Genomic DNA, 13,650 nt, shown 5'->3' with positions numbered 1-13,650 from the left:
GCCTATAGGCCGCGCGCCGGTCAGCCGAAAGAATAAACGTCCATGCCGAGCAGGCCATAGGTGGTGCTGGCGTGGAGGCGCTCGGCGGCGAACGGCGTGCCGCCCCCATTCGCTCCGGCGCCCATCGCGACGAACAGCGGCAGGATATGGTCGGGCGTGGGGTGATTGTCCTTGCCGTGCGGTGCACGTTCGACCGCGTGCAGCACATCGTCGACGGCGCCTGCTGCCATGCGCTCCGCCACCCAGTCGGTGAAGCCGGTCACCCACGCCGGCGCGGGGGCTTCGATCGGCTGCCGCGAGGAAAAGAGCGCGCGGAGATTGTGGGTGATGCTGCCCGATCCGACGATCAATACGTCCTCGTCGCGGAGCGGCGCGAGCGCCTGCCCTAGCGCATAATGAAATTCGGGCGAGGCGTTCGACGCGATCGAGAGTTGGACGACCGGGATGTCGGCCTGCGGATAGGTGAGCGAGAGCGGTACCCACGCGCCGTGATCGAGGCCGCGTTCGGGGTCGGCGGTGACCGCCAGGCCGTGCGCGCCGAGCAGCTCGACGATCCGGTCCGCCAGCGCCGGGTCGCCCGGCGCCGGATAGCGCATCGCGAAGAGTTCGTCGGGAAAGCCGCCGAAGTCGTGGATCGTCGGCGGGTTCGGTGAGGCGGTGACCGTCGCCCGCCCGCCCTGATAAGCGGCATCATGATGCGCCGACACCATCAGGATCGCGCGGGGGCGCGGCAGATGGGTACCCAGCCCGGCGAGGAAGGTCCGCGCCGGGCTGGGCTCGAGCGCCATCATCGGCGAGCCGTGCGAAACGAAAAGGCTCGGCAGACGGCGCATCGGTTCAGGCCGCCTGCTGCAGCGCGTCGATCGACGCGGTGGCGCGGGCGATCGCCTCGCCGTCCATCATCTGCTGGTCGGCGGCGATGATCGACACGTCGGTGATCCCGACGAAGCCGAGGACATGGCGGAGGTAGCCGGTCGCGAAATCATAGTCGCTGCCGACCGGCACGCCGCCCGAGGCGACGACCAGATAGGCCTTCTTGCCCTTGAGCAGCCCTTCGGGGCCGGTCTCGGTGTAGCGGAAGGTGCGGCGGGCGCGGGCGATCAGGTCGACCCACGCCTTGAGCGCGGCGGGGATCGCGAAATTATAGACCGGCACGCCGATGACGATCGTGTCGGCGGCTTCGAGCTCGGCGATCAGCTCGTCCGACGCGGCGAGGGCGGCGCGCTGGTCGTCGCTGCGGTCGGCATCGTCGGTGAAGTTCGCGCCGACCCAGGCTTCGGTGAGCAGCGCCGGCGGGGTGAGCGCGAGGTCGCGCTGGGTGACCGCGGCGCCATAGCCCTGTTCGACAAGGCGGGCGACGAGCTGGTCGGTGAGCTGGCGGGTGGTCGAACCGGCGTTGCGGGCCGAGGCGTCGATGCGAAGAATATGGGACATGATTTTACTCCTTTGGCTTGGACTTGGGGAAGAAGGGGGTGCCGCGAGTTCATTTTACCGGGGGGAAGGGGAACTCGCGGCACAGGGGTGGGCCGCCGCCGGGGGAGGGGGAGGCGGCGGCCCGGGGTTTCGTCAGAGGCTGTCGACCAGCACCAGTTCGGCGTCGTCGATCGCCTCGACCTCGATCGTGCCGACATCGCGGATCGCGATGCCGTCGCGGGGGTTCGCGTCCTCGCCATTGACGCGGATGCGGCCCTTGGCGGCGACGAGGTAGGCATGGCGTCCGGCGGGCAGGTCATAAGAGACCTTCTCGCCGGCGTTCACCGTCGCCGCCGCCACGCGGGCGTCGGCGCGGATCGGCAGGGCCTCGTCGCCTTCGATGCCGCTGGCCAGCGTCACGAACTGGCCAGAGCGATCGGCCTGCGGAAACTGGCGCGCCCCCCAGCCCGGATTGCCGCCCTCGCGGTCGGGCATGATCCAGATCTGGAACAGCGTCGTTTCCTCATCCTCCAAGTTGAACTCGCTGTGCGTCACGCCGGTGCCCGCGCTCATCACCTGGACATCGCCCGCCGCGGTGCGGCCGCTGTTGCCCATCGAGTCGCGGTGCGTGATCGCGCCGGTGCGGACATAGGTGATGATTTCCATGTCGCGGTGCGGGTGCGGGGGGAAGCCCGCCTGCGCCGCGATGGCATCGTCGTTCCACACGCGCAGCGCGCCCCAGCCCATGCGCTTGGGGTCATGGTAGCTCGCGAAGGAGAAATGGTGACGGGCGTCGAGCCAGCCGTGGTTGGCGTGGCCGAGGCTGTCGAATTTGCGGATGTCGATCATGGCGTCGTCCTTTCGTATCTTGTCGATCTTCACCGCCACCGCGTGGATGGAGGTGAGCTGTTGAGGACAAGATAGCGATGGCGATCGTTTCTAAAATAGCATAGATGGAAATGGATCGTTTCCATTTGGAGTGTATATGGCGCTTCCCGATTATGAAGGCTGGGCCTGTTTCGCCGCCGTCGCCGACAGCGGCAGCTTTACCGCGGCGGCGGCGGCGCTGGGGCTGTCGAAGGCGAGCGTGTCGAAGGCGGTGACGCGGCTCGAGGCGTCGCTGGGCATCACCTTGCTGCACCGCAGCTCGCGCACGGTCACCGTGTCGACCGCCGGCGCGGGGCTGCTGGGCGAGGCGCATGCGATGGTCGCGGCGGCGACCGCGGCCACTGAAGCTGCGCGCGGCGACCGCGTCGACCTGGCCGGCCCGATCCGGCTCGCGGCGCCGATGAGCTTCGGGATCAAGGTGCTGGGGCACCCGCTCGCCAGCTTTCTGGAAATGCATCCCGCGGTCGAGATCGAGGTGATGCTGAGCGACGCACGCCACGACCTGGTCGGCGAGGGCATCGACCTGGGGCTGCGCATCGCGAGCATGGAGGATTCGAGCCTGCTCGCGCGCACGATCGCGCCGGTCGCTGCGTCGGTGATCGCGAGCCCCGCCTATCTGGAGAAACATGGCACGCCGCGCCACCCGCTCGACCTCGGCCGCCACCGGCTGATCGGATATGGCCACCGCGAGAAGGCGATGCCTTTGCGCTTCCACCGCGAGGGCGAGGAAGCGACGGTGATCCCGACCGGGCCGCTCTTTACCAACAATGGCGACGTGATGATCCCGCTACTGATCGCAGGGGGCGGCATCGCGGTGCTGCCCGATTTCATATCGGCCGAGGCGCTGGCGACGGGGGCGGTGGTGCGCATCCTGACCGATTGGTCGCTGCCGCAAGCATATCTTCACCTTCTTTCGCCACCATCGCGGCTGCGCCCGGCGCGGGTGAAGGCGCTGTCGGACCACCTGGTCGATACGCTCAAACGCTCGTGCACCGGTGCGCACGCGCAGCATCTGGCGCTCGGGACGGGCGTCTAGACGGTTAAAACTGTGGCATGGAATCCTCGCGACTCGCGGATTCCTGCGGGTTAAATCAAAATTAACCTTTTCCCTTCATTGCTTTCATGGTTAATGTTCCGGCAGTCCCGCAACAGGGGTCCCGTCGGCGCATCACGCAGGTGATCAAGCGGACGGGTCGCGGGGTCATCGTGGGAAACAGTTAAGGGGTGCCCAATGCGCGTATTGCTGATCGAGGACGAGCCGACGACCGCCAAGGCGATCGACACGATGCTCACGACCGAAGGCTTCAACGTCTACACCACCGATCTGGGGGAAGAGGGCTTGGACCTGGGCAAGCTCTATGATTACGACATCATTTTGCTCGACCTGAACCTGCCCGACATGCACGGTTACGACGTGCTGAAGAAGCTGCGCACCGCCAAGGTGCAGACGCCGGTGCTGATCCTGTCGGGCATTTCCGAAATGGATTCGAAGGTCCGCTCGTTCGGCTTCGGCGCCGACGATTATGTCACCAAGCCGTTCCACCGCGACGAGCTGGTCGCCCGCATCCACGCGGTCGTCCGCCGCTCGAAGGGCCACAGCCAGAGCGTGATCAAGACCGGCAAGCTGGCGGTCAACCTCGACACCAAGACGGTCGAGGTCGATTCGACCCGCGTGCATCTGACCGGCAAGGAATATCAGATGCTCGAGCTGCTCTCGCTCCGCAAGGGGACGACGCTGACCAAGGAAATGTTCCTGAACCATCTTTATGGCGGCATGGACGAGCCCGAGCTCAAGATCATCGACGTCTTCATCTGCAAGCTGCGCAAGAAGCTGGCGCTGGCCTGTGGCGGCGAAAATTACATCGAGACGGTGTGGGGCCGCGGCTATGTGCTGCGCGACATCGACGAAGAGGGCAATGAAGTGCGCCGCGTCGCCTGACGCCCGGCGCGCTTTTCATAACAGGTACACACGGGGGAGCCGGCGCGGAGCGATCCGCGCCGGTTTTCCGTTGTGTGTGGGCCTTCCTCCCCTCCCTTCTTCAGGGAGGGGCTGGGGGTGGGTTGGCGAGCGCAGCTCGCCGTTCTAATCTGCTTGCATGCGCCGCATTTCAAAGGAAATGACCGGCCGTGCCCGCGAGCTGCGGCGCGAATCGACGCCCGCCGAACGCAAGCTATGGCGCCTGTTGTCGCGTTATCGCCCTGCGTTCACCCGGCAACTGGTTGTGGGAAACTATATCATTGACCTGGCCTGTCGCGAGGCAAAGCTGGCGGTCGAACTCGATGGCAGCCAACACCTTGATCAACAAGTTTATGATGATGAACGAACGGCATATCTGGAGCGTGCAGGCTGGCGCGTCATTCGCCTTTGGAACAGTGATGTATTGACCAATCCCGAGGGTGCTGCCCGGGTCGTGCTCGACCGCGCCGCCGAGTGCCTCGGCGGCACCCACCCCCAACCCCTCCCTTCCAGGGAGGGGAGGATAAGGACGTCGCGGTCGCGCCAGAAAGGCTAGGGGCCTCAGCGCATCCGCCAGTCGCTCTTGTGCGGATCGATCGGCGTCGCCGCGCCCAGCGACAGGCCGGGGCGCCGCGCGACGACCTTCGGCGGCGGGACGATGCGGAACTCGATGCTGTTGTCGGCCGACGGGACGCTGCCGCCGTGGGCGGTGCGCAGCTTGTCGATGTGGATTTCGCCGTCGGTCTCGATCCCGAACCGCTGGTCGCAGACCCAGCGCACCGTGCCCGCCATCGGCTCGTGACCGGGCAGATGAACGGTGAGCCTTTCGCCATTTTGCAGGCTGTGCGGGCCTTGGCCACCGATCCCGGTCGGCGAGACGTTGCGCACGGTCACGTCGAAGCGGCCGAAACGCGCGTTTTCGAGCGCCGCCTTCACGAGCCGCGACTGGCGCGGCTGGCGCTTTTCGGATGCAGAATTGTCGGCGAGATATGACATGCGCGACCCAGTACAAGCCGTCCGGTTCCCACTCCGGGCGACGAAATTGGTCCCATCGCCCGCTATAGCGGCAGATGGTAAATATTCGGATAGCACGCGCTGCGGCTGTCCCCTTTTCGGCCTATTTTTGGGGCGGCAGGCCGCCGAAGGTGACGATGCTTTCGGCGCCGCCGGCCGATACCGCCGCGACCCCGAAGAAATGGTCGTCGATCTGGACTCCTTTCAGCAGGACCTCGGTCGAATCGCCCGGCACGATGCGGCTGTCGGTCCAGTCGCTCTTGTCGGCGCGGCGCCAGCGGATGCGATAGGATGCGGCGTCCTTGACCGGGGTCCAGGCGATCGCCGTGTCCGAACTCACGGCGCCGTCGATGCTGACGCCTGCCGGCGCGGGCGGCGCGTCCGCCAGTTCGCGGGCCAGCGCGACGTTGAGCGCGGTCACCCTTGCCAGATAAGGAAAGTCCATTTCGTCGACCGTGTCGCCATATTTGCGGCCGTTCTCCGTGCGCAGATCCTGGTGCTGATGGTCGTAATCCTCGACCCCGACGGTGAAGCGGATCGCGGGATAGCCGAGTTCGAGCGCGGGCAGATGGTCGCCGCCGCGGCGGAAGCGGTCGGGGCGGCGCACCGCGAGGACTTCGAGTCCGATGGCAGGATTGGCCTGCCCCGCGCGGATCGCCGCCTTGGCGAGCGCGCGCGACGGGCCGTCGTCCTCGCCCCCGATGCCGCGCCGCGCGAGCGCCGCCGCCAGATCCTCCGACGCGCGGATGCCTTCGCTGAACACGCGGACGCGATTGTCGACGATCGTGCCGTCGGTGCCGTGGGTGCCGCCGACGATGTCGTTGTTGAGCAGCGCGGCGACCTCCCAATTCTGCTCCTTGGCGTGGCGCGCAAGCAGTCGGCCGCCCCACAGCCCCTGTTCCTCGCCCGAGAGCAGGGCGTAGACGATCGTCGCGCGGTGCTTTTGCTTCGACAGCAACCGCGCCGCCTCGATCACCAGCGCGGTGCCCGATGCGTCGTCGTTGGCGCCGGGCGCGTCGGCGGTGAAATTCATCGGATCGGTGACGCGGCTGTCGATATGGCCCGCGATCATGACGACATGCGCGGGATCACCCGTCCCCTTCTGGATGGCGAGGATATTTTCGACGATCACTCCCGCGGGCGCGCGCGGTCCTTCGAAGCGGTCCGAAATGCGCGAGACGGTCAGGCAGCCGCCGCAGGCCTTTGAAATACGCTCGAATTCGCCCGCGCCCCAGCCCCGCGCAGCGCCGATGCCGCGCTTGGGATCGGTCGCCGAGGACAGGGTGTGGCGGGTGCCGAAGGAGACGAGCTTTTCGACGTCGGCGCGGAGGCGCGCGGGGTCGGCGGCGGGGGTTTCGTCCTTCGCGAAGGCGGGGGCGGCTGCGGTCAGCAGCAGCGCGGCGAGCAGGGCGGGTCTGATCATGCCGCTTCATGCGGCGCGTGATCGTCAAAGAAAAGGAGATTGTAACGATTGCGCGTTCGTCATTGGATGGTGACTTTGGGGTGGGGAGCTGCCGTTGCCGATCCTCCCCGGCACGGGGAGGGGGACCACCCTTCGGGTGGTCCCCCTCCCCCGTTGGGGGAGGATCGCTCTTGTCCGCAACCGCCCGATATCAGCCGCCCGCTGTCTTGCTTGATAGCCAAAGAGAAAAGCCCCTCCCGGTGAGGGGAGGGGCTTTGCTGGTTTTTAGCGCAGGCCCGAGAATCGGATGTCCTGTACGCGGCCGTAACGGACGTCGCAGCTGAAGCGACCGCGGTCGTAATAACCGCCGCGGCCCCAGCGACCGCCGTAGCCGTCGCGGACGACGACCTGGCCCTTGATCTTGTAGCCGTCGCGCTTGCGGTCGATGCTCGTCACCTGGGTGACGTCGGTGTTGCCATAGCGGCGGCTGCCGCGTTCGACGGCGTTGACGCACTGGTTCACCGCGCTGCGGCTGTTGCCGTAGCGGCCATAGTCATAGCCATAGCCATAGCGCGAGTCGTCGTAGCGGCCGCGATAATCGTCGCGATAGCGGCCATCATAGCGTCCACCGCGATCGTAGCGGTCGTTGTCGCCGCTCGACAGGATCGCGGCGAGGCCGCCGAGGACGACGGCGCCGGCGATCACTTCGCCCGCACTGATCCCGTCGCCGTCGCGGTCGCGGGCCATCGCGGGGGTGCTGCCGAGCATCAATGCGCCGGCGGTGGCCGCACCAACTGCGGCCTTGGTCATCTTGGTCATAGCCATGGTTCGGTCTCCTTCAACGCAGGGGGCAGAGTTCGCCGCCTGTTGATTCGCTTTATAGAAGGAGGGGGGTGTCGCGGGTCTGAACCCCCCGCTTATCTGCGGTTCAGACTTGGTTTAGCGGGGGTTCAGGAAAAAAATCCTCCCCACGCGCAGCGATGGGGAGGTGGCAGCGCGAAGCGCTGACGGAGGGGGCGACGCCCTCAGGCGTCGGTGCAAGTTTTCAACCCCTCCACCACCGCCTGCGGCGGCGGTTCCCCTCCCCATGGCTGCGCCAAGGGGAGGATCCGGATGGTCAGCTGTTAAACGTCACGTCCACCACGCGGCCACCCCGGTAGCTGCACCCGAAGCTGCGCACCTCGTCGCCGAGGCGTGAGGCAGTGCCGGTCACGTACCAGCCGCCGTTGCTGGGCTCGGTGCCGGTGACGCTGTCGACGCGTGCGTCGTCGCCCATTTCGCCCTCGACCGCCCAGCTGCACGCATCGGTGGCGCGCGCCTCGGCTTCGTCGCCGCCATAGGCGCCGGCGGGGGCGGGCGTTTCGTCGGCCTGCGGCTCGTAGCGCGGGACTTCGCGATACTCGTCATTGTCCTGGTAGGGCGTGTCGTAGCGTTGCTCGCGGCGCTCCTGCTTGTCCTTGCTCGCGGCGCTGGCGATCGCCGCGATCGCGCCGATCACGAACAATCCGCCCAGCACTTCGCCGGTGCTGATATGGTCGCGGTCGCGGTGGTGCCAGCCGCCGTAGCGCTTGCGCGCCTCGGCGGGGGTCGCGGCGAAGGAGGTCATGAGGACCGCGGCGGCGGCGGCGAAAGTGGTGAAACGGCGCATAGAGAATAGTCCCCAAGCTGCGGGCACGGGAAAGGTCCCGCCCGCCATCGGCTCTTGGTAGGGAAAGGATGCTTTCGCGCCGCTGAACCGCCCCCTGCGCGCGGCGAAGCGTTGGCGGGCAGCAAAAGGCCCGCCGTCCCTCGCGGGAGGCGGGCCCACTGGTCTGGCTGGTCCGTGGCTCAGCAGACGCAGCGCGGCTTGGGTCTCGGCTTCCACTTCTTCTTGGCGACGTAGCGCTTCCGCACCGGGACATTCTCATAATAGGTGCGGGTCGAGGTCTCGACCGTCTCGGTCACCACGGGCGCGCCGGTGGTGATCACCGTCGTCACGACGACGCCCGGCGTATAATAGCCATAGGGGGCGCCATAGCCGTAGTGGCCGTAGCCGCCCTGCTGATAGACGGTGGTCGAGCCATGGCCGTAATAGGCCGGCGGGGGCGGGTAGCCGCCGCCGTGATGATAGCCCTGCTGGTAATAGCTGCCGCCCTGCTGGTAGTGGCCGCGGCTGGCCCACCAGTCGTCGCAGCGCTTCTTGTCCGCCGCGCTGCCGATCGCGCCGCCCGCGACTGCGCCGAGCGCGCCGCCGATGATCGTGCCTTCGGTGCGGTTGCCTTTGCCGGCGATGCGGTTGCCGGCGATGCCCCCCACAAGCCCGCCGACAACCGCGCCGCCAACTGTGCCCCCCCGGCCACAGCGGCGCTCCATGTCGGCGTCATAGCGCGCGTCGTATCCGCCGCGGGTGCCATCGTCGCCGTCATAATAGGGATCATAGGCCGGCGGCGGCGGGGCATAGCTGGTGCCCGCGCCTTCCACCGTGCCTTCATATTCGCCGTCGTAGCGGCGGCCGTCGGGCGCTTCGTAAGTCCCGTTCCAGGTTCCGGTCCAGCGCCCTTCAGCGTCGTAGGTGCCGTTGACCTGGCGATAGTCGACCTCGCTCGGCACGCGGTCGGGATAGCCGGTGTAGACGCGCGTGTCGGACACGGTCGGTGCGCCGTAGTCGAGCCGGGCCTTCTTGTCGCCGGCGTGCGCGTGGCCGGTCAGCAGCAGCGATCCGGCGGCGATTCCCAGAAGAAGTGCGGTGCGCATGGCGTAACTCCCTGTTTCCTTGGACCGCGCCCGGGGCGGCGCGGGCCATTGGTTAACAAAGTGTTTAGCAAATGCACAGCTTGTCGGCGAATCCGTTTACCTTGACCTGTTTGTCTCGATTTGGGGCAGATTCCATAGCTGAGCGCGGCCTCCCAATCCTTCTCCCTCGATGGGAGAAGGATACGAAGCCTTAGCCGCAAAGCGGCTTAGGCGGAGTTGGATGAGGGTGATGGCGCACCTTTGCGCCGCTGCTTCAGGCCGAAACCGCACCCCCACCGCTGCGACTAGCGAAGAAGTTCGCTAGTCTCGCTGCCTCCCCCATAAAGGGGGAGGGTTATAAGGCGAGCGCCGCCGCGATCCGCGCGATCAGCGCCTCGGCGCCGCTCTGGTCGTCGGGGGTGAAGCGCGACGGCAGCGGGCTGTCGAGGTCGAGCACGCCGACCAGCCGGTCGTTCGCGACGATCGGGACGACGAGCTCGCTGCGGCTGTCGGCGTCGCAGGCGATATGGCCGGGAAAGGCGTGGACGTCGTCGACGCGCTGCGTCGCGCGCAGCCGCGCCGCGGCGCCGCAGACGCCCTTGTCGAGGGGGATGCGGATGCACGCCGCCTTGCCCTGGAAGGGGCCGAGCACGAGCTCGCTGCCGTCGAAGCGGTAGAAGCCCGCCCAGTTCAAATCGGGGATCGCCTGCCAGATCAGCGCCGCGACATTGGCCATGTTCGCGATGGCGTCGGGCTCGCCCGCGACGAGTGCTTCGGCGGCGTCGGCGGTTTCGGCCCAGCGGGCGTCGGCGGCGGTGGCGGTCGGGGCGAAGGCAAAGGACATGGGTTTCTTTCGGATCAGAGGCGGCAGGTCGGCATGAAGACCGGCGCGGCGGGCGCGTCGCCGCGCCAGCTCAGCCGGAAGACGACATATTGGGCGGCGTGGTCCGAAAGAACAGGGCCATTCTTCCCGTCGAAGAGCGTCGCGACCGCCAGCGGCTCGACGCGGAGTGCATCGGAGCCGCGATAGCCGAGCAGGTCATAGGCGTCGGTCCAGGCGCGCGCGTCGGTCATCGGTGCGGGGCGGGCGGCGAAGCGGGTGTCCTTGGCGGCGAGGTGGAAGGCGGGGTCGGCGGCGAAGCGACCGCTCTTGTCGCCCGCGCGGTAATTGTTGAAATCGCCCGCCGCGATCAGCGCGCGCGCCCCACCGTTCATGTCGCCGAAGGCCGCGAGCAAGGTGTCATTCTCCTGCGTCTGGAGGCGGTGCGAGGCTTCGGCGCGGGGGATGCCAACCTTGGCGGGTTCGCGCGAATTGCGATGGGTGTTGAACAGGGCCAGCGGTTCGGGCGCGCCGGGGACGGCGACGCGCAGCGCGAGTCCGCCCTTATTCGACAGGCAGTCATAGCCCGCGCAGCTGTCGGCGCCGAAGGCATCGCGCGCCTGGTCGATGACGGGCAGGTCGGTCGCAACATAGAGGCCGCCGTCGAGCCATTTGCCGACGCCCTCGCCCTTCCACCAGCGCGCGCCGTCGGCAAAGCCGGTCGGCGGGGACGCGGCGGGGAGCTGGCGCTTGTCGTCCAGCGCCGGGCCCGGGACGATCGCGCGATAGCCGGCGACCGTCGCGATGCGCGACGCCTCGGGCGTGAAGGCCTTGTGCAGGATCAATATATCGGGGCCGAGCCCCGCCTTGCGCCGTTTCGCGATCCAGTCGGCCATGGCTGCCAGCTTCGCCTCGCGCCCGCTGCGGATCGGCCAGGGCAGGCCCTCGACGTTCCAGAGCAGGACGCGCAGCCGCATCGCCTTGCGGCCGTCGGCGAGCGTCTCGACCTTCGGCAGCGTGTACGGGTCATAGCAATCGGCGCGCCGCTCGACGCGCGCTGCGCGCCCGTCGGGCAGGATGGCCCAGACCGCCGCCGCCAGCCCCAGAAGGACGCCGGCGGCGATCCACGGCCAGCGCCTTATTCGGCGACGCTCAGCCCGGTCCATTTGGCGGCAAAGGCATATTTATCGGCGGCTTCGGCGATGACCTTGTCGGTGGGCTTGCCCGATCCGTGACCGGCGCGCGTTTCGATGCGAATGAGGTGCGGCTTGGCGCCCGCCTTCGCATGCTGGAGCGCGGCGGTATATTTGAAGCTGTGCCCCGGCACCACGCGGTCGTCGGTGTCGGCGGTGGTCACCAGCACCGCGGGATAGGCCGCGCCGTCCTTGATGTTGTGATAGGGCGAATAGCCGAGCAGGTTTTTGAAATCGGCCTCCTTCGACGGATAGCCATAATCGTCGACCCAGTAGCGGCCGGCGGTGAAGCGGTCGAAGCGCAGCATGTCCATCACGCCGACCGCGGGCAGCGCCGCGGCGATCAGGTCGGGGCGCTGGTTGGTCACCGCGCCGACGAGCAGCCCGCCGTTCGAGCCGCCCTCGATCGCGAGCTGGCCCTTGCCGGTGATGCCCTCGGCGATCAGATATTCGCCCGCGCCGATGAAATCGTCGAAGACATTCTGTTTCCGGTCGAGGCGGCCCGCGTCGTGCCACGCCTTGCCATATTCGCCGCCGCCGCGCAGGTTCGCGATCGCGAGCACACCGCCCTTGTCGACCCACGCAAGGCGGGTGGGCGAGAAGCCCGGGGTCATCGACACGTTGAACCCGCCATAGCCATAGAGCAACGTCGGCGAGCCCTTGCTGCGGTCGAGGCCCTTTTTCATCACCAGAAACATCGGCACCCTGGTGCCGTCCTTCGAGGTGTAGAAGCGCTGCTCGACGATGAAGTCGTCGGGCTTGAAGGTCAGCCTGGGCTCGGCGAAAATCTCGCTCTTTCCGGTCGCGGTGTCGAGGCGATAGATGGTCGTCGGCCGCGCATAGCTGGAAAAGGCGTAAAAGGTTTCGGGGTCGGCCGACTTGCCGCCGAAGCCCGAGGCCGAGCCGATGTCGGCGAGCTTGATGTTCGCGACCGGCTTGCCGTCCAAGGCGACCATCCGCGCCTCCGACTTGGCGTCGCCGAGGTAGGAGAGGATGATCCGGCCCCCGACGCGCGACGCGCCGACCAGCGTCGCCTCCTGTTCGCCGACGAGCTGGGTCAGCGCATCGGGCGTCTTGATGTCCATCGACACCAGCCGCTGGCGCGGCGCCCCCTTGTTGGTGAGGAAGGTGAAGCGCGTGCCGCTATTGGTCACATATTCCCAATTGTTCGCAAAGTCGTTCACCAGCGTGACCGGCTTGCCCGCACCCTTCGGCCCGATCGGATAGAGCGTCAGCCCATAGCGTTCGTCGGTGCCTTCGGAGCCGACGACGATCAGATATTTGCCGTCGTCGGTGACGATCGCGCTGTTGTTGAGCTTGGGCTTGTCGGGGGTCGCATGGATGAGCACGTCTTCGCTCTGCGGGGTGCCGAGCTTGTGGAAATAGACGGTGTGGTTCTCGTTCAAGGACTGGAACGCCGCGCCCTCGGCGGGCTGCGGGAAGCGCGAATAATAAAAGCCGCTGCCGTCCTTCGCCCAGTCGAGCGCCGAGAATTTGACCCAGCGCACTTCGTCGGAAAGGTCCTTGCCCGTCGCGACGTCCATGACGCGCACGATGCGCCAATCGGTGCCGCCGTCCTGCACCGAATAGAGGAGGTGCTTGCCATCCTCCGACGGGGTCCATTCGGCGAGCGCGGTCGCGCCGTCCTTGGCCCAGCCATTGGGGTCGATCAGCACCCGCCCTTCGCCCTTCAATCCCTCGCGTACGAACAGCACCGACTGCGGCTGCAGTCCGTCGTTGCGGGTGTAGAAATAGCGGGTGCCGGCTTTGCGGGGGAGGCCGAAGCGTTCGTAATTATAGAGCTCGGTCATGCGGCTCTTGAACGCGTCGCGGCCGGGCAGGGTATCCAAATAGGCGTCGGTGACCTTGTTCTGGTCGGCGACCCAGGCGGCGACCTTGGGATTGACGCGGACATCGTCCTCGAGCCAGCGATAGGGGTCGGCGACGTCGACGCCGAACTGCGGATCGACGGTGTTGCCGCGCTCGGTCGCGGGATAGGCGGGCGCGTCGGGCGTGGTCGCGCTCGCGGCGTCGCTCGCGGCTTGTGCGGCGGCAGGGGTCATGAACAAGGCGACCAGCGCGAGCGGCGCCGACAAAGCTTTACGAGACATGGCAAGGCGATCCTCATGGTCAGGAAATTATCGTGCGTGCCAATGTAAGGATGGAAAAGCGGCGGGCAAGCGGATTTCCTTTTTCTCCCCTCCCTTTCAGGGAGGGGTCGGGGGTGGGTGCGCCGCGCCAGCGGCGCTGC

Annotated in this window: 14 protein-coding genes; 3 read left to right on the top strand and 11 right to left on the bottom strand. The window is 67.2% G+C overall.

The features are described from left to right. Positions 1-20: 20 nt before the first annotated feature. The 3 genes from AC1RNQ_RS01320 to AC1RNQ_RS01310 all read right to left on the bottom strand — a co-directional run bounded on the left by AC1RNQ_RS01320 (position 21) and on the right by AC1RNQ_RS01310 (position 2,262). Positions 21-833, bottom strand: a complete 813-nt coding sequence (locus AC1RNQ_RS01320; protein WP_493168291.1) for a DODA-type extradiol aromatic ring-opening family dioxygenase — start codon at positions 831-833, stop codon at positions 21-23. A 4-nt stretch (positions 834-837) separates the two neighbouring features. After that, a complete protein-coding gene (locus tag AC1RNQ_RS01315; protein ID WP_493168290.1) occupies positions 838-1,434 on the bottom strand; it encodes an FMN-dependent NADH-azoreductase in 597 nt (198 codons plus the stop codon). 132 nt (positions 1,435-1,566) lie between these two features. After that, positions 1,567-2,262 (bottom strand): pirin family protein, encoded by a 696-nt coding sequence (locus AC1RNQ_RS01310; RefSeq protein ID WP_493168289.1) that lies wholly within the window; start codon positions 2,260-2,262, stop codon positions 1,567-1,569. 136 nt (positions 2,263-2,398) lie between these two features. On the opposite strand from AC1RNQ_RS01310, the gene AC1RNQ_RS01305 reads away from it, so the two are divergent. From AC1RNQ_RS01305 to AC1RNQ_RS01295, 3 genes are all read left to right on the top strand, one after another. Continuing rightward, the gene (locus AC1RNQ_RS01305; RefSeq protein ID WP_493168287.1) at positions 2,399-3,337 is read left to right on the top strand and encodes a LysR family transcriptional regulator; all 939 of its coding nucleotides are present in this window, start codon (positions 2,399-2,401) and stop codon (positions 3,335-3,337) included. A 195-nt stretch (positions 3,338-3,532) separates the two neighbouring features. After that, positions 3,533-4,240: a response regulator transcription factor CtrA gene (gene ctrA, locus AC1RNQ_RS01300; RefSeq protein WP_058806510.1), complete on the top strand. Its 708-nt coding sequence runs from the start codon at positions 3,533-3,535 to the stop codon at positions 4,238-4,240. Positions 4,241-4,397: 157 nt separating this feature from the next. Further along, positions 4,398-4,814, top strand: a complete 417-nt coding sequence (locus AC1RNQ_RS01295) for an endonuclease domain-containing protein (RefSeq protein WP_493168285.1) — start codon at positions 4,398-4,400, stop codon at positions 4,812-4,814. Positions 4,815-4,819: 5 nt separating this feature from the next. On the opposite strand, the gene AC1RNQ_RS01290 is transcribed toward AC1RNQ_RS01295, so the two are convergent. From AC1RNQ_RS01290 to AC1RNQ_RS01255, 8 genes are all read right to left on the bottom strand, one after another. Continuing rightward, complete coding sequence (locus AC1RNQ_RS01290; protein ID WP_493168284.1) at positions 4,820-5,254, bottom strand: PilZ domain-containing protein; 435 nt, start codon at positions 5,252-5,254, stop codon at positions 4,820-4,822. A 121-nt stretch (positions 5,255-5,375) separates the two neighbouring features. Beyond that, positions 5,376-6,695 carry a M28 family metallopeptidase gene (locus AC1RNQ_RS01285; protein WP_493168282.1) on the bottom strand — a complete coding sequence of 440 codons (1,320 nt, stop codon included), beginning with the start codon at positions 6,693-6,695 and terminating at the stop codon, positions 5,376-5,378. Between the two features lie 264 nt (positions 6,696-6,959). After that, on the bottom strand, positions 6,960-7,499 hold the full coding sequence (locus tag AC1RNQ_RS01280) for a hypothetical protein (RefSeq protein WP_493168280.1): 540 nt from the start codon (positions 7,497-7,499) through the stop codon (positions 6,960-6,962). Between the two features lie 292 nt (positions 7,500-7,791). Further along, entirely contained in the window at positions 7,792-8,322 is a 531-nt protein-coding gene (locus AC1RNQ_RS01275; protein ID WP_493168278.1) for a hypothetical protein, read from the bottom strand. A gap of 179 nt (positions 8,323-8,501) precedes the next feature. After that, positions 8,502-9,407, bottom strand: coding sequence for a glycine zipper 2TM domain-containing protein (locus AC1RNQ_RS01270; protein ID WP_493168276.1), 906 nt, complete (start codon positions 9,405-9,407; stop codon positions 8,502-8,504). 334 nt (positions 9,408-9,741) lie between these two features. Then, positions 9,742-10,230 carry a GAF domain-containing protein gene (locus AC1RNQ_RS01265; RefSeq protein WP_493168274.1) on the bottom strand — a complete coding sequence of 163 codons (489 nt, stop codon included), beginning with the start codon at positions 10,228-10,230 and terminating at the stop codon, positions 9,742-9,744. Between the two features lie 14 nt (positions 10,231-10,244). After that, the gene (locus AC1RNQ_RS01260; protein WP_493168273.1) at positions 10,245-11,372 is read right to left on the bottom strand and encodes an exonuclease/endonuclease/phosphatase family protein; all 1,128 of its coding nucleotides are present in this window, start codon (positions 11,370-11,372) and stop codon (positions 10,245-10,247) included. Further along, positions 11,345-13,510 (bottom strand): prolyl oligopeptidase family serine peptidase, encoded by a 2,166-nt coding sequence (locus AC1RNQ_RS01255; RefSeq protein ID WP_493168272.1) that lies wholly within the window; start codon positions 13,508-13,510, stop codon positions 11,345-11,347. Before AC1RNQ_RS01255 ends, AC1RNQ_RS01260 begins: the two co-directional genes overlap by 28 nt. Positions 13,511-13,650: the final 140 nt, after the last annotated feature.

The organism is Sphingopyxis sp. GW821-FHT12F08 (genome assembly GCF_058806755.1).
Note: the sequence above shows the minus strand (reverse complement) of the source record. Positions and strands in the feature narration are given on the sequence as shown.